The organism is Staphylococcus pettenkoferi (assembly GCF_002902685.1).
GTDB lineage: Bacteria > Bacillota > Bacilli > Staphylococcales > Staphylococcaceae > Staphylococcus > Staphylococcus pettenkoferi.
The window spans coordinates 24536-41819 of sequence record NZ_PPRN01000028.1 but is presented as its reverse complement, the minus strand read 5'-3'; the positions used below and the strand labels follow the sequence as shown (position 1 = coordinate 41819).

The window sequence follows — 17284 nt, the reverse complement described above, 5'->3', positions numbered from 1 at the left end:
TGAATTGAAATGAAATAGTTATTGAATACTTTTAACTCAAATCCTATGCTATAATAGAAGTGTAGAGAAATGCAGAAGTGTGGGAGGTAGACAAATGCCAAACGAAATTCTTGTAGTTGACGATGAAGATAGAATTAGACGACTACTTAGATTGTACTTAGAAAGAGAATCTTTTGAAATACAAGAAGCTAAAGATGGTAATGAAGCATACCAAATGGCCATGGAACACGATTATGATTGCATCTTATTAGATCTCATGTTGCCAGAAATGGATGGTATTACTGTAGCTTCCAAATTACGTGAACACAAAGATACACCAATCATCATGCTCACAGCGAAAGGTGAAGAAACAAATCGTGTTGAAGGCTTTGAATCTGGTGCTGATGATTATATTGTGAAACCATTCTCCCCACGAGAAGTTGTGTTACGTGTCAAAGCACTCTTGCGTCGTACACAAGTCAATCACACGGAGCAAAGCGAACCGCATGCCCGTGATATAATAGAATTCACTCATTTAACCGTCGACAATGATGCACATCGTGTCTTAGCCGATGACAAAGAAGTCAATTTGACTCCGAAAGAATATGAACTACTCATCTTCTTAGCGAAGACGCCTAACAAAGTGTTCGATCGCGAACAGTTATTGAAAGAAGTATGGCACTATGAATTCTACGGCGACTTACGCACAGTAGATACGCATGTGAAACGTTTACGTGAGAAATTAAATCGCGTCTCAGAAGATGCAGCAAGTATGATTCAAACGGTATGGGGCGTCGGTTATAAATTTGAGGTATCAGAACATGATGAACCGACTCAATAATGTCGTCATAAAACTGTGGTTAACTATAATTCTTATAGTAACGACAGTTTTAATTTTACTCAGTGTCGCATTAATTACGTTTATCCAATCGTATTTTACTCAAGATACGGAAGAACACTTGAAAGATAATGCTGAACGCATTAGTCACCTCGTAGAACATACCGACGATAAGAAGACAGCGATTGAACACAGTCGTTCTCTTATAGAAGGACCCGTCGGCCTCATCATCATGAAAGATGAGCAAGCTGTAGCGCGTGAACGTGAAGATCAATCAAAAGTGAAGATGCTCAACGCTATCAAGCGGAATAAAGATTATAAGAAAGTCTTTAGCCAAGGTAAGCATATTTCAGAACATGTCACGATTAAAGTCGATGGTAAGCCGCGTACTTATGTACTCATCGGTTATCCGACGAAACATCTCTCGTCTAAACAAGATAATCAAGGACAGTATAGCGGTGTGTTTATCTATCAAGATCTGAAGAGTATTGAGCAAACGACAAATGTTATTGCTGTGATTATCTTAGCTATCGCGGTCATCTTCCTGGCTATAACTACCGTCTTTGCATTCTTCCTATCATCTCGAATTACGAAACCTTTACGACAGCTTAAGACGCAAGCACTGAAAGTTTCTCGAGGTGAATATACGCAAACCTTACCGATTCATACGAAAGATGAGATTGGCGAACTCTCACGTGCCTTCAATACCATGAGTTCAGAGATTCAACAACATATTGAAGCAATTTCATCATCCAAGAACATTCGAGATAGCTTGCTTAACTCGATGGTTGAGGGTGTGCTTGGTTTCAATGATAACAAGGAAATCATTATCTCTAACTCCATGGCAGAGCACATTCTTAAGACGTTAGATGATGTGACGGTCAGTCAACTTGGCGACCAGTATCAACGGACGTTAGAAGAACAACAAACTCAATTCGAGGAGTACGAAATCAACACGCGTTATTATGTCATCATCATGAGTTATATTGATCAAATTCAACCTGATGGACGTAGTGGGGCGGTTGCCATTATTCGTGATATGACCAATGAGCACAATGTAGATCAAATGAAGAAAGATTTCATAGCTAATGTATCTCACGAATTGCGTACACCGATTTCTTTACTACAAGGTTATACAGAGTCGATTGTAGATGGCATTGTGACAGAACCTGATGAAATTAAAGATTCCCTGTCTATCGTGCTTGATGAGACCAAACGCTTAAATCGACTCGTCAACGAATTACTTAACGTCGCACGTATGGATGCGGAGGGCTTGTCAGTTGAGAAAGAATTACAACCCATTGATAATCTGTTAAGTAAGATTCAACAGAAGTACAAACAACAAGCAACGGACTTACAATTGAACTTGAATCTTAATCCAGATACGGACGGACGTCTATGGAGTTATGATTCTGATCGCATCGAGCAAGTATTAACTAATCTCATTGATAATGCAGCACGTTATACAGAACCTCATGATTCAATTACCATTCAAGTGGATGAGAATGAAACCGAAGATATCTTGTACATCACGGATACAGGATCAGGTATTGCGCCTGAACATTTAGAACAAGTATTTGAACGCTTCTATAAAGTGGACGCAGCGCGCAAGAGAGGAAAGCAAGGAACAGGTCTCGGTCTCTTTATCTGTCGAATGATTATTGAAGAACATGGTGGTCAAATCGACGTTGAAAGTGAATTAGGCGAGGGTACAACATTTATCATTAAATTACCTAAGCCAAAGCACAGCGATGCCTAGGTTGCTTTAATAAAATCTACATGAAATAAGCCATTCTATTAGTGTCAGTGAACGACATAGATAGAATGGCTTTTCTAATATAACGATATTAGCGACTTCCTGAACCGCCATATCATTTGGGTCAAAACGGCTATGTTAGTATACGATCTCATCGCTAATACTTTGTCATTGTTTTTAACAGAGTATTGAGCTATGATATAAATGAAAATATTACGTAATTCATCTTCGGGGTAGGGTGCAAGTCCCAACCGGCAGTAAATGTAAGCCTGCGACCCATAGCGAAATATTAGTTTTGCTATGGCTGATCTAGTGAGAATCTAGAGCCGACAGTATAGTCTGGATGGGAGAAGATGGAGGTTTTTTTGTGTTGCAATCATTCCTCCTATTCTTTGTAAGATGAATGAAAGGAGTAGAATATTCAATGCAGAAACAAACGAAACGGCTCATAACGATTAGCATGCTTAGTGCAATCGGCTTTATCCTCATGTGGATTCGCGTTCCATTACCGTTTCTACCACCATATTTAACACTTGATATCAGCGATGTACCCGCTTTACTCGCTACATTTACACTAGGCCCGGTAGCTGGCGTCGTCGTTGAAGCGATAAAGAACATCTTACATTTAATCGTCAACATTAGTGAGCCTGTGGGACCACTGGCAAACTTCCTCGCTGCAGCAAGTTTCATTCTCACTGCATACTTTGTTGCACGCCGTCATGATACTTGGAAGTCAATGATTATAGGTCTAATTAGCGCTACTATCGTGATGACCATCGTGCTTAGTATTCTCAACTACTTTGTGCTATTACCGCTTTACGGCATGATTGTTAACTTAGACGATATTGTTAATAATGTTAAAATCATCGTGTTATCTGGTGTGATACCATTCAACATCATCAAAGGGATTGTCATTTCGATTATCTTCTTATTATTATATAAACGTTTAAAAAATGTACTGAAACCGTAAACACAATAAATTCATTACACAGTAACTGATGAGCTACGTGATCACCTCGATGACGTAGCTTATTTTTAACTATTAAAAGCACTTCAAACATGAAAAAACCTGAGCACATCTATGCTCAGGCATCATCTATGTTTAACAGTCTCAACACTGTTGTTACACTTTATTCAAATTTCAATGGGTCGCCATCAAAGGATTCTTCTTCAATTTTAATAGAATCAGTAGGGCAACCTTCTAAAGCATCTTCCATATCTTCGTATAATTCTTCAGGTACAGGTTCAGTACCTTGGTTGTCATCTAATATGACATAAGCAATACCTTCGTCGTCGTAGTCGTATATATCAGGGGCAGCGGCACCACATGCACCACACGCTATGCAAGTATCCATGTCTACAATTGTGTATTTAGCCAATCTCTTCGCCTCCTTTGATAAAAATGCTAAACTAATGACATAATCTATAAGTAGTCATGGCTTTTGAGTATCATCGTTCACATTAGCCATGTAACTGCTACGATTTCGTTTGATGTTGAATAATACGTTGCTATCTAATATTTTAAGTACAGCATACTTAATTTTCAACGTATCTGTACAAATTCAATGAGGGAGACATATGAAAGCACTAATTTATTACGCCTTAACACATGCCCACCATCATAAGACCGCAAAAAGCATATACAATATTATCACAGGTAAAAAATCTCATCAAACCTTTTTTGATGCCTCTAGTCAACAATTATTGTCATTATATCATAGTTTACCTCATTTAAAATATCCGTCGTTTGAGCGATTTTTTGAGGAATTTCAGAATAATTATGTTGATAATAACCCGACAATCTACATTCATCCTAGACATACTTTCGAAAGTTTAGTGCTGACTTTCAAAGCACTGCAACTTTTCGTACAAACACTCTCACATCACGTGCATGATACTTATCAATTTACGCCAATCACAGAGCAACGCCATATCCAACAACGCGTGAAACACGTCTTTCAAGAAGTACGCGCTCAACATCTCGAAACAGACGCTCAGGCAGAAATTTATAAGCTTTTTAAACAGTTAAACTCAGAAATGACGCACTCTGTACTGAACTATTACTTAACCGGTTATGAAGATAGTATGTATACAAGTCAGCAGGTGAGTCTCATTGAAGGTGAGCTTCTCTCAGACATCAAGCTCCAAGAATACAATGAGTTAGTCCTATGTGTTAAAGCGCTGGAAGATAAGTCTACATATCCTATATTATCCCAGTTCATCATGCTGCACTCATTATCACATAATACATTTAAATCGTTACAACTTTTAAGTAAAGGACAATCGCTCGAACAAATTGCAAACCTTCAAAACGTCAAGCTCAATACCATAGAAGATCATTTACTTGAAATGTTTATCAAAGGCTATTTAAATAATTATTCAACCTTTGTATCTAGTGAAGACCTCGCAGCTTTCAATACATTTTACCAACAAGAGTCAGATGCGAGACTCAAAGTTTATAAAGAAGCATTTCCAAATTTAACTTATTTCGCCATTAAACTTATGATTGTAGGTATAGAAAGAGGGGACGTCAGTGTTAAAGCAAGCACTTAAAGCCTATTTCGGCTTTGAACAATTTAAGCCAGGTCAAGCTGAGGTGGTTCAGTCTATTCTCAACGGCCAACATACGCTAGGCATCTTGCCCACAGGTAGTGGTAAAAGTCTATGTTATCAACTGCCCACGTATATCAAGCAACAACCTACCTTGATTATTTCGCCCTTAATTTCACTCATGGATGATCAAGTGATGCAACTGAAAGCGCAAGGTGAATCACGTGTATGTTACATTCATTCAGGTATGAATGAATCTGAGCGATACCAGAATATAAAGATGTTACCGCATAGTCGATTTATCTTTCTCAGTCCGGAATTTATTCTGCAATCTCACCGAATGAAGTTATTGAAAAATATTCATTTCGGCTTAATTGTTTTAGATGAGGCACATTGTTTATCTGAATGGGGTTATGATTTCAGACCGCATTATGCCTTGATAGGTCAGCTTACTGATCGTTATCCGCAAACGCCTATACTCGCTTTAACAGCAACGGCACCACCAAGTTTAGAGATGGATCTCAAACACATACTTAACCGTCGATTCAAAGTCGTTAAGACAACGATGAACCGTGACAATATTAGTTTTACGCATTTTAACTTTCAAGATGAACAACAGAAGATTGACTGGCTACTTGAGTTTATCGAACATTCAGGACCGACGATCATATATGTCTCGAGCAAGAAGATGTGTTTGCAACTCGCTCGTGCGATTTATCAAGAAGGGTACTTAACAGGCATCTATCATGGCGATTTGAGTTATCAAGAACGTCAAACCGTTCAAGATCAATTTATTCAGAATCATATTCCTATTATCGTTGCAACTAGCGCTTTCGGTATGGGCGTTAATAAACCAGATATTCGTACAGTTATCCATTTTCATCTCTCACCGAGCCCATCCAGTTATCTACAAGAGATTGGTCGGGCAGGACGAGATGGCCAGCCGAGCCAAGCGATCAGTTTATTTCAACCTGATGATGCGTTTCTTCTTGAGACAATTCTGTTTAGCGACGCGATTCTTGAAGAAGATCTTCAGCTTCATCAGCAAGGACAACTTCTCGATGATTTTAAAAGTAACATTATCGAGACTTTATTAATGCGCTATCAATATGATGAAATTAATGAGATTTTTAATACCGCTTCAAAGCGTAAACAATTCGGTTATCAAAAAATGATGCAGTATAAGCATTTAACGTCGTGTCGACGCGCCTTTTTACTCAATTATTTTTCCGAAACGCTTACTCAACGTCCAAGTATTTGCTGTGACAATGACACGAACTTTGAATTTCTATCCATTCTCAACCGTAAAAAGGTAAAAAGACAAATGACATATGTTGAAAAACTAAATAATTTATTTGAATAACATGTTTCCGCTTTGATATGACGGGGTTTAGAGCTATAATACTATTTAGTTAGCATATTTCGTGCTTTTTTATACATATCTCTGTGCACATAGGGTATACAGTATAAACAAGAGATAATAACACACTACATAGAAAGGATGAGACTTGTGTCCAATAACTTTAGAGACGAATTTGAAAAGAATCGTCAGTCTATCGACGCTGACAAACATCAAGACGATGTTAAAGAAACTGTCGAAGACCATAAGGACGATGTTAAAGATCACGCGGACGAACAATTCCCGCCACGTAATGCGCAACGTCGCCAACGTCGTAGAGATAAAGCGACAAATCAGAACGACCATGATGAACACACACAACATGAAGATCATGCTGTAGCTGATGACAAACATGATCGCAATCATGAAAGCTCAGCTCAACAGACACGTCATCAAGGCGCTGAATCTTCTACAGAACGTCAAGATGCAAGTAAGATGACTGATGACAACAGATTAACTGAAGAAGAGAAAGCGCGTCGTGAAGAGAAATCCAATAAAGGTAAGAAAGGTGCCGCTGTTGCTGGTGGTACTGCTGCGGCAGGTGCAAGTGCAGTAGGTGCAAAGAAACTTCACGATAACCATAAAGGTGATAAACATGATGCGAAATCATCAAACAAATCACCTAATGATAAAGGTAGTACTGGTAAGAAAGCTGCTGGAGCGGCAGGCGCTGGCGCTGCGGGTGCAGGTGCAGCTGGAACTGCTAAAGCTGCTTCTAACCACGGTCATAACAAAGATCCTAAGCATAATGATCATCGCGATGGTAAGAAGAAAAAAGGCTTACTTGGTATCTTATTACCAATCATCGCTGCAATTCTGATCTTAGCAGCACTTGCTATCTTTGGTGGTATGGCATTAAATCATAATGATCATAAGAGTCACAATGATAATAAAACAGCCAACCACGATACAAATAAATCTGATAAAGATAAGAAATCTAACGACAGCAAATCTGATAAAGACAGCGACAAAGATAAATCTGACAAGGATAAAGCAGATAAAGATAAGTCTGATAAAGATAAAGCAGCAGGCGACAATGACAGTGATAACAACGCTACTGCTAACAACAACAATGGTAACCAAGGTAATGACCAATCACAAAACAATGGTCAACAAAATGGTCAAGCTACTGCTAACAACGGCCAAAACCAAGGTCAAAATGGCAACTCTAATGGCCAACAAAATGGTCAAGGTCAAAACGGTAGCCAATCTACAAATTCTAATGGCCAACGTACTCACGTAGTACAAGGTCAAAACTTATACCGTATTGCAATCCAATATTACGGTAACGGTTCACCAGAAAACGTTGAAAAAATCCGTAAAGCCAACAACATCCAAGGTAACAACATTCATAACGGTCAACGTTTAGTTATTCCTCAATAATAGATATGAGGCCGAGTGAGATAGAAAGTATCGCGCTTTCTGTCTCACTTTTTTTGTTGAGAAATTATCTCGAGCTATCGTTGCATACACCGCTTTTCATGTAACTCATAAAGTGGTTTGTCCGTTCTTCAATTAACTGGCATTATCGCAACTGAGCTCCTTTCAATTACATATCTATATTGTTCACAAATCAATCATTTGGTTTTAATAAATGTACTGGTATAATAGATGAGTGGTAAAAGGAGGGCTAACTGTTATGGAAACAGTAGAAAGTATTATTATCGGTGGCGGCCCTTGTGGTCTAAGCGCTGCAATTGAACAAAAGAAAAAAGGTATCGATACACTTGTCATTGAAAAAGGCAATGTAGTTGAAGCTATTTATAATTATCCTACACATCAAACATTCTTCTCATCTAGTGATAAATTAAGCATAGGCGATATTCCGTTTATCGTTGAAGAAAGTAAACCACGTCGTAATCAGGCGCTCGTTTACTATCGTGAAGTAGTCAAACATCACCAATTACGCGTCAATCCATTTGAAGAAGTATTGAAAGTCAATAAAGTGGACAACCGTTTTACGATTACAACAACGAAGGGCGTTTATCAGTCTCGCTTCTTAACTGTGGCAACAGGTTACTACGGTCAACATAACACGCTTGAAGTCGAAGGAGCAGAATTATCTAAAGTCTCTCATTACTTCAAAGAAGCGCATCCATTCTTCAACCAAGATGTTGCCATTATCGGTGGTAAGAACTCAGCAGTCGACGCAGCACTCGAACTGGAGAAAGCTGGCGCGAATGTAACGGTTCTATATCGTGGTGATCATTATCCTAAAGCGATTAAACCATGGATCTTACCTAACTTCGAATCTCTCGTAAGACATGAGAAGATCGACATGCACTTCAACGCCAATGTGACACGTATCACTGAAGATAGCGTGGTTTACGAACAAGAGGGCGAAACACACGAAATTCCTAACGATCATGTCTTTGCGATGATTGGTTACCATCCAGACTATGATTTCTTACAATCTATCGGCATTGATATTCATACTAACGAATACGGTACAGCGCCTGTTTATAACCGTGAAACGTTTGAGACAAATGTTGAGAACTGCTTTATTGCTGGTGTTATCGCAGCAGGTAACGATGCCAATACGATTTTTATTGAAAATGGTAAATATCACGGCGGCATCATCACTCAAAGTATTTTAGCTAAAAAGCAAACGCCGCTCGAATCATAATTTCTCAACTTATAAAATAAGCCATAAGCTAAGTGACTTTGCGCACTTCAGCTTATGGCTTTCTTCGTATCATATTGTTGTTAACAGTGCGAGTTATTATACTCTGACACGCATTTTATCTTCTAAAACCTAAAACCGTTAACTATTAAAATATGTAGTAAGACTGTCATAATCAAGGTGATTGCTTAAACCAACCAATAATTTGAGTCGAGCTTTAGGGCCATTCAAACCGTTAGAGAATATGACACCTCTTTGTTCTAAATCAACGCCGCCACCTTCGTAACTATAAATAGGCGCAACGATACCTTTCGTTGAACGAGAGACCAACACGATTGGTATGTCTTGAGCTAAGCAAGCATCTATACCAGCTAGCGCACTCGGAGGTAAATTACCTTGGCCTAATGCTTCGATTACTATGCCATCTACCTTACGTTCAGCATAATAGTGTAAGACATCACTCGGCATACCCATGTAAGCCTTGATTAAAGGTACATTCAACTGACTATTGATAGACGGGTATACATGTTGCTGATAAGGCGTATGAAAGAACTGCACACTTGTCTTTGTCACCATACCCAAAGGGCCATGACTCGGACTTTGGAACGTATTTGTATTTGAGGTATGTGTTTTAGTCACATTGCGTGCTGTGTGAATTTCGTCATTAAAAACGACCATCACACCTTTATCATAGGCATCATCATTCGCTGCGACACGTATCGCACTCATATAATTATATAAGCCGTCTGCACCGATTTCGTTTGAAGAACGCATCGCTCCAGTAAGTACAATGGGTTTGGAAACATCTAATGTCAAATCGAGTAAGAAAGCGGTCTCTTCTAACGTATCTGTGCCGTGAGTGATGACATAGCCATCATATTTCGCGTCTTGTTCAGCTTGAATAATCATATCTTTGAGTTGACTCACGTATTCCGTATTCATGTGTGGGGAAGGGACGTTAAAAGGCATCCGTTCATCAATTTGTGCGTAACGACGAATCATTTCTTGTTGACTTGAAATAGGGTTTACGTCATTCGTCGTAACCTGATTCGCTTCATTCTGGGACATGCTAATCGTACCACCAGTGTGGATAACAAGAAGTTGCTTCATGTGGGTATTCCTCCTATAAATAACTTACCTTAATATGATAGAATATTATCTATAATTCAACAAGAAAGGGTTATATTAATGGAGAGAATCAATATTGCTTTAGATGGTCCAGCAGCTGCTGGTAAAAGTACAATCGCAAAACGTGTGGCTGCTCAATTATCTATGATCTATGTCGATACAGGAGCGATGTATCGTGCAATTACTTATAAATATCTTCAACAAGGGCAACCTGAAGATTTCGCAGCGTTAGTTAACGAAACGACACTGGAGCTTACTTATGATGGAGAAAAAGGGCAACTTGTTCTTTTAGATGGCAATGATGTCACAGATTATCTACGTGAGAATGATGTTACACAACACGTTTCCTATGTTGCTTCTAAAGAACCTGTAAGACATTTTGCGGTAAATAAGCAACAAGAGCTCGCACGTCAAAAGGGCATCGTGATGGATGGCCGCGATATCGGTACGGTGGTACTTCCAGACGCTGAATTAAAGGTTTATATGGTTGCTTCTGTAGAGGAGCGTGCGCACCGTAGACAATTAGACAACGAAGAACGTGGTATTGAATCAACATTAGAACAACTCAAACGTGAAATTGCTGAACGTGATGAGTATGATATGAATCGTGACATCTCACCGTTACAAAAAGCTGAAGACGCAATCACACTTGATACTACAGGCAAATCTATCGAAGAAGTCACTCAGGAAATCCTACAATTAGTTCATGACATTCAATAAGTTAGTCGAAATAGCGAATTAATCTCCCAAAAGACGTTTATAGACGTGTCAAAGTGGGGTATATGATATAAGTAAAGGTGTGGAAATTGAGTCATAGAATTCATTATTAAATAATTTGAGACAGCATTCACACATAGATCATAATTTATAAATGCGCTAGCATAGAATTCCCGCGATAAAGGGGAATTTCTTGACAATTCTGTCTGATTATAAGATGTTATAACTATGTAGTGTATAAGGAGGCAGACAAGATGACTGAAGAATTCAATGAATCGATGATTACAGACATTAAAGAGGGAGACAAGGTTACTGCTGAGGTACAAGAGATTGAAGATAAGCAAGTAATCGTACATGTGAACGGTGGTAAATTTAATGGTATTATCCCTATTAGCCAATTATCTACACACCGTATTGATGACCCTAAAGAAGCAGTTAAAGTAGGCGACGAAATTGGTGCTTACGTAACTAAAATCGAAATTGACGATGAGAACGAAACAGGTGCTTATATTTTATCTAAACGTCAATTAGAGACTGAAAAATCTTATGAGTTTTTACAAGAAAAACTTGATAACAATGAAACAATTGAAGCAGAAGTTACTGAAGTAGTTAAAGGTGGCTTAGTTGTAGACGTAGGCCAACGTGGTTTCGTACCTGCTTCATTAATTTCAACTGAATATATCGAAGATTTCTCAGACTATGAAGGTCAAACTTTAAAATTAAAAGTAGAAGAACTTGACCCAGCAAACAATCGTGTAATCTTAAGTCATAAAGCTGTAGAAGAGCTTGAAAATGCTGAGAAAAAAGAAAAATTATTTGATTCGCTACAAGAAGGCGACGTTATCGACGGTAAGATTGCTCGCTTAACTAACTTTGGTGCATTCGTTGATATCGGTGGCGTTGACGGTTTAGTTCACGTATCTGAATTATCTCATGAGCATGTTGAAAAACCTGAAGATGCCGTATCTATCGGTGACGAAGTTAAAGTTAAAGTGAAATCTGTAGATAAAGAGAACGAACGTATTTCTCTATCTATTAAAGATACGTTACCAAGTCCATTTGAAGCGATTAAAGGACAATTTAACGAAGGTGACACTATCGAAGGTACTGTAGTACGTCTCGTTAACTTCGGTGCATTCGTTGAAATCAGTGCTGGTGTACAAGGCCTTGTGCACATTTCAGAAATCAGTCACAAACACATCGGTACTCCAAGCGAAGTATTAGAACCAGGACAAGCTGTTTCAGTGAAAATCCTTGGTATCAATGTAGATGAAGAACGTATTTCACTTTCAATTAAAGCAACTCTCCCAGCTGAAGACGTTATCGAAAGTGATGAAGAAACTACTGAAAGTTACCTTTCAAGTAAATCAGAAGACGAAGACAATCCTACAATCGGTGATGTCTTCGGAGATAAATTGAAAGACTTTAAATTCTAATGTTGAATGATTTATAGCTCTGTAAAGCGGTTGGTGATGATGTCACCAACCGTTTTTTGATATTCCGCTATTTTGCCTTCTAGATACTCAAGGAGCTATATTTATCTTAAATCCAGATAATTAATGAGGCGGACGTACTTCTAGTATTTCTTTAGCTTTACTACACGTTATGATAGAATGATATAGATTAAAGTAGAGAGGAAGTTCCATATGACGAAACCTGTTGTAGCTATTGTAGGCCGTCCAAATGTCGGCAAGTCTACGATTTTTAATAGGGTTGTGGGCGAACGTGTATCGATTGTTGAAGATACACCTGGCGTAACCCGAGATCGAATTTATGCTAGTGGAGAATGGCTCACTCATGAATTCAATCTTATCGATACAGGCGGCATCGAAATTGGCGATGCACCTTTTCAAACACAAATTAGAGCACAAGCTGAAATAGCGATTGACGAAGCTGACGTCATAATCTTTATGGTCAACGTACGTGAAGGTCTTTCTCAAAGCGACGAAATGGTAGCTCAAATGCTTTATAAATCTAAGAAACCTGTCGTGCTAGCAGTGAATAAAGTGGATAACCCAGAAATGCGTAATGATATTTATGATTTCTACGCACTCGGCTTCGGCGATCCTTATCCTATTTCAGGCTCTCATGGATTAGGCTTAGGTGACTTGCTAGATGAAGTCGTGAAGCATTTTCCTAAAGAAGAACCGGAACCTTATGATGAAGATACCATTCGCTTATCTATCATCGGCCGTCCGAACGTTGGGAAATCTAGCTTAATCAACGCGATACTCGGTGAAGAACGTGTCATCGTTTCTAATGTAGCAGGTACGACACGAGACGCAGTTGATACAGAATATAGCTATCAAGGTCAAGATTACGTCTTAATTGATACGGCAGGTATGCGTAAAAAAGGGAAAGTGTATGAATCCACGGAAAAGTATTCTGTATTACGTGCGCTGAAAGCCATTGAACGTTCTAATGTGGTCCTCGTTGTGCTTGATGCAGAGCAAGGCATCATTGAACAAGATAAACGTGTCGCTGGCTATGCTCACGAAGAAGGTAAAGCGATTGTCATTGTCGTGAACAAATGGGATACCGTTGAGAAAGACAGCAATACGATGAAACGTTTTACAGATAAAGTACGCCAAGAGTTCCAATTCTTGGACTATGCGCAAATCGCTTACGTTTCAGCTAAAGAAAGCAAACGTCTAACAACGATCTTCCCTTATATCAATGAAGCAAGCGCTAATCATAAGAAACGTGTGAAGAGCTCAACGCTTAACGAAGTCGTTACTGATGCGATTACGATGAACCCAACGCCTACTGATAAAGGCAGACGACTTAACGTCTTCTACGCAACACAAGTGGCTATCGAACCACCCACTTTCATCGTCTTCGTTAACGATGTCGAATTGATGCACTTCTCTTATAAGCGTTATTTAGAGAACCAAATCAGAGATGCATTTGGCTTTGAAGGTACACCCGTACACATTATACCGAGAAAGAGAAACTAAGTAGGAGGGGTCGAGATGTCTAATGTGACAGTATTTGGAATGGGCAGTTTCGGTACAGCATTAGCTAACGTGCTAGCCGAGAACGACCATAGTGTCCTCATGTGGGGAAAGAATGAGCAATCCATTTCTGATATTAACGAACGTCATCAGAATTCACGTTATTTAAAGGAAGCACAACTTAATCCAGCTATACGTGCGACAGCAAACCTTCAAGAAGCTGTTGACTTTGCGGATATCTACTTAATCGCATTACCTACCAAAGCGATTCGTGAGGTCGTGGGTCAAATTGACGGCTTAGTAAATGGTAAGAAGACATTTATCCACGTGGCGAAAGGTATCGAGAATGATACGTTCAAACGTGTATCCGAGATGATTGAAGATACATTAACGCCTGAGCATAATGGCGGTATTGGTGTGTTATCAGGTCCAAGTCACGCAGAAGAAGTCGTGATTAAACAACCGACAACTGTTGCTGCTTCTTCCAAATCTTCAGAAGTAAGTCAACTCATTCAAGATTTATTTATGAACAACTATCTACGTGTATACACTAATGAAGATTTAGTCGGCGTAGAACTTGGGGGCGCTTTAAAGAACGTCATTGCTATTGCTAGCGGTGTCGTAGCTGGCATGGGTTACGGCGATAATGCGAAAGCAGCGCTTATCACTCGAGGTTTAGCTGAAATTAGTCGTCTGGGCGAGCAGCTTGGTGCTGACCCAATGACATTCTTAGGTCTTGGAGGCATTGGTGATCTCATCGTAACTTGTACATCCACACATTCACGTAACTTCACGTTGGGTTATAAGTTGGGTCAAGGTTTGACTTTAGATGAAGCTCTAAACGAAATGAATATGGTCGTGGAAGGGATCTACACAACCAAATCCGTACACGATCTTGCCGAAGAACAACATGTAGATATGCCAATTACGAACGCGCTATATGGCGTATTGTTCGATGATGAGCCGGTTGATCAAAGCGTGGCTTACTTAATGGGTCGCGATAAAAAAGCAGAATAATTTAGCATAATTACACTTTTGATAAAATTAAGGTTCACTTTTAATAAAATTCTTATAAACAGGGCCTATTTTGCGTATAAATCATTGCAGTGACAGTGATGCGTGTGTTAAAGTCATAGCATAATGATATTAAGGTATCATTATCAATCCTAGGGGAGGTGAACTTGTAATGAATAAGACAGATTTAATCAATGCTGTAGCAGAACAAGCTGATTTAACTAAAAAAGACGCTAACGCTGCTGTAGATGCAGTATTCGAATCAATTCAATCTTCACTTTCTAAAGGTGAAAAGGTACAATTAATTGGTTTCGGTAACTTTGAGGTACGCGAACGTGCTGCACGTAAAGGTCGTAACCCTCAAACAGGTAAAGAAATTGATATCCCTGCAAGCAAAGTTCCAGCATTCAAAGCTGGTAAAGCTTTAAAAGACGCAGTTAAATAATTCTTTACTTACCAAGAAGAGGTAGGGGCTAACGCTTATGAAGTTGATCATGATAAGAGACGAGTATCGTCTATTGAGATTCATAGTGCTAACCCTACCTCTTAATCTTTGTTAAGCGTAAGTGAAGTGTTTGATCGTGGGGGAGAAGTTCTTTGTGATTACTTGTGAAGACTTCGCGCCCCTTGTTCAAACCAGTTACCATTGAACATACATAGCTCACTATCAGTTTCACGCGCTTATCGTTCGGTGAGATATCTCTAATCACAACTATTTGTGTGAAGATATCTCACTTTTTATTGCATCCATTGTGGTCATGTTCAACTCTTTAGATAAAATGGTTAGAGACTCGCTGTGACACGCATTCTCACTTTAGCTATACTATTTGCAATGCATTGATATAGGCGTACCATTGTGTACGACAGGGTCTCCATCATTTTCCACTTAGGATGATCAAATGAGAATATCTTCCCACTTGAGTTAAAAAATATAAATTCCTACAACCCACTAGAGATTTGAGTTACACTGATTTAATTTTTAAGCGTATAATGTTAACATGTATAGTGATACTAACGTGAGGTGTAAGCATGGATTCTACATACAATATACTCGATCAACAAATTAAAGAACGCCTTAAAGGTGTGAATACATATGAACCCATCGATTATAATCGAAGTTTGGGCCAACTTTTAGACCAGTACGATATTCCAGTTCAAGCTAAATTAGCTTGCCTCGCTATCGATACTGCGATGCGTCACTTAGATTCGATAACGAATAAACATTTATCGAAAAATGCTATTCTCATAGGTGATCTATTAAGTGCGCATTTCTACACGTTATTAGCTGAACTCAACGAACCCCAATTTCAACAACAAATCAGCTCAGCTATCGTTAGAATCAACGAATTGAAATCATCGATTCATCAACGTGTGCTTTCCAACGAAGCATTGCTTCAAGCCATTTTAACTATAGAAAGCGAATTTCCGATGATTACTTTAAAGTACTTCTCACCTCACGTCGATTACGAACAGGTTAATCAACAAATCGTTACTGACTTGAAAGCATACCATCCATCTTATCTATCGCAGTATTCTCGTGAAGAACTCGATGCTATGTTGCAAGAATTAGAAGCAAGACATATTTAATAAATGAGGTAGACTATATGACTGAAAATAAAGCTAAAAAAGAGCAAGTGCATCATGTGTTTCAGAATATTTCTGGTAAATACGATCGCTTGAATAATATTATAAGTTTCGAACAACACAAATTATGGCGTAAAAGTGTGATGAAAGAAATGAACGTCAAGAAAGGGAGTAAAGCCTTAGATGTTTGTTGTGGTACGGCAGACTGGACGATTGCGCTCAGTAAAGCTGTAGGGCCTACTGGTGAAGTTACTGGACTCGATTTCAGTGAGAATATGCTCGAAGTAGGTAAGAAGAAGACAAAAGATATGACGAACATCCATCTCGTGCATGGCGACGCTATGAACTTACCATTTGATGACAACGAATTTGATTATGTCACAATTGGTTTCGGCTTACGCAATGTTCCTGATTATTTAGCAACATTGAAGGAACTCCATCGTGTGCTTAAACCGGGTGGCAAAGTCGTTTGTTTAGAAACAAGTCAACCGACTGCTCCAGGCTTCAAGCAACTGTATAAACTTTATTTCAAATTTGTGATGCCAATCTTTGGTAAAGTCTTTGCTAAGTCCAAAGACGAGTACGAATGGCTTCAACAATCTACATTTGACTTTCCTGACAAAGAGAAGTTGAAACGACTCTTTAGTCAAGCAGGCTTCTCACATATTAAGATTCGTAGCTTTACAGGTGGCGTTGCTGCAATGCACCTTGGCTATAAGTAAATATTCTAACTCCAAAGGTG

Annotated in this window: 16 protein-coding genes and 1 riboswitch; of the genes, 14 read left to right on the top strand and 2 right to left on the bottom strand. The window is 39.0% G+C overall.

Translation table 11 applies throughout. From position 1 onward, the window contains the following. The first annotated feature begins 94 nt into the window (after positions 1-94). The 3 genes from CD126_RS05860 to CD126_RS05850 all read left to right on the top strand — a co-directional run bounded on the left by CD126_RS05860 (position 95) and on the right by CD126_RS05850 (position 3543). A complete protein-coding gene (locus CD126_RS05860; protein WP_002473172.1) occupies positions 95-820 on the top strand; it encodes a response regulator in 726 nt (241 codons plus the stop codon). Then, positions 804-2576: an ATP-binding protein gene (locus CD126_RS05855; protein ID WP_103370193.1), complete on the top strand. Its 1773-nt coding sequence runs from the start codon at positions 804-806 to the stop codon at positions 2574-2576. The genes CD126_RS05860 and CD126_RS05855 overlap by 17 nt, the downstream gene beginning before the upstream one ends. A gap of 217 nt (positions 2577-2793) precedes the next feature. Next, positions 2794-2932, top strand: a riboswitch (FMN riboswitch). Positions 2933-2997: 65 nt separating this feature from the next. Beyond that, on the top strand, positions 2998-3543 hold the full coding sequence (locus CD126_RS05850) for an ECF transporter S component (protein WP_049405202.1): 546 nt from the start codon (positions 2998-3000) through the stop codon (positions 3541-3543). A gap of 160 nt (positions 3544-3703) precedes the next feature. Here CD126_RS05850 and CD126_RS05845 read toward each other — a convergent pair whose 3' ends face one another. Continuing rightward, positions 3704-3952: a ferredoxin gene (locus CD126_RS05845; RefSeq protein ID WP_002472145.1), complete on the bottom strand. Its 249-nt coding sequence runs from the start codon at positions 3950-3952 to the stop codon at positions 3704-3706. Positions 3953-4151: 199 nt separating this feature from the next. On the opposite strand from CD126_RS05845, the gene CD126_RS05840 reads away from it, so the two are divergent. The 4 genes from CD126_RS05840 (at position 4152) to ypdA (ending at position 9148) form a co-directional block, all read left to right on the top strand. After that, entirely contained in the window at positions 4152-5126 is a 975-nt protein-coding gene (locus CD126_RS05840; RefSeq protein WP_049405200.1) for a helix-turn-helix domain-containing protein, read from the top strand. Beyond that, positions 5107-6486, top strand: coding sequence for a RecQ family ATP-dependent DNA helicase (locus CD126_RS05835; protein WP_103370177.1), 1380 nt, complete (start codon positions 5107-5109; stop codon positions 6484-6486). The genes CD126_RS05840 and CD126_RS05835 overlap by 20 nt, the downstream gene beginning before the upstream one ends. Positions 6487-6624: 138 nt before the next feature. Then, complete coding sequence (locus CD126_RS05830; protein WP_065428810.1) at positions 6625-7905, top strand: LysM peptidoglycan-binding domain-containing protein; 1281 nt, start codon at positions 6625-6627, stop codon at positions 7903-7905. Positions 7906-8161: 256 nt separating this feature from the next. After that, complete coding sequence (ypdA, locus tag CD126_RS05825) at positions 8162-9148, top strand: bacillithiol disulfide reductase YpdA (RefSeq protein WP_002472172.1); 987 nt, start codon at positions 8162-8164, stop codon at positions 9146-9148. Between the two features lie 138 nt (positions 9149-9286). Here ypdA and CD126_RS05820 read toward each other — a convergent pair whose 3' ends face one another. Beyond that, positions 9287-10255 (bottom strand): asparaginase, encoded by a 969-nt coding sequence (locus tag CD126_RS05820; protein ID WP_049405195.1) that lies wholly within the window; start codon positions 10253-10255, stop codon positions 9287-9289. A 78-nt stretch (positions 10256-10333) separates the two neighbouring features. On the opposite strand from CD126_RS05820, the gene cmk reads away from it, so the two are divergent. The 7 genes from cmk to CD126_RS05785 all read left to right on the top strand — a co-directional run bounded on the left by cmk (position 10334) and on the right by CD126_RS05785 (position 17264). Next, positions 10334-10993 carry a (d)CMP kinase gene (cmk, locus tag CD126_RS05815; protein ID WP_049405194.1) on the top strand — a complete coding sequence of 220 codons (660 nt, stop codon included), beginning with the start codon at positions 10334-10336 and terminating at the stop codon, positions 10991-10993. A gap of 251 nt (positions 10994-11244) precedes the next feature. Then, entirely contained in the window at positions 11245-12426 is a 1182-nt protein-coding gene (gene rpsA / locus CD126_RS05810) for a 30S ribosomal protein S1 (RefSeq protein WP_002472135.1), read from the top strand. Positions 12427-12636: 210 nt separating this feature from the next. Then, on the top strand, positions 12637-13947 hold the full coding sequence (der, locus tag CD126_RS05805) for a ribosome biogenesis GTPase Der (protein WP_103370176.1): 1311 nt from the start codon (positions 12637-12639) through the stop codon (positions 13945-13947). 15 nt (positions 13948-13962) lie between these two features. Next, a complete protein-coding gene (locus CD126_RS05800; protein ID WP_103370175.1) occupies positions 13963-14961 on the top strand; it encodes an NAD(P)H-dependent glycerol-3-phosphate dehydrogenase in 999 nt (332 codons plus the stop codon). Positions 14962-15130: 169 nt separating this feature from the next. After that, positions 15131-15403, top strand: coding sequence for an HU family DNA-binding protein (locus CD126_RS05795; protein ID WP_002472176.1), 273 nt, complete (start codon positions 15131-15133; stop codon positions 15401-15403). A gap of 584 nt (positions 15404-15987) precedes the next feature. After that, positions 15988-16545, top strand: coding sequence for a hypothetical protein (locus CD126_RS05790; RefSeq protein ID WP_002472162.1), 558 nt, complete (start codon positions 15988-15990; stop codon positions 16543-16545). 17 nt (positions 16546-16562) lie between these two features. Further along, positions 16563-17264, top strand: coding sequence for a demethylmenaquinone methyltransferase (locus CD126_RS05785; RefSeq protein ID WP_002472155.1), 702 nt, complete (start codon positions 16563-16565; stop codon positions 17262-17264). Positions 17265-17284 lie beyond the last annotated feature (20 nt).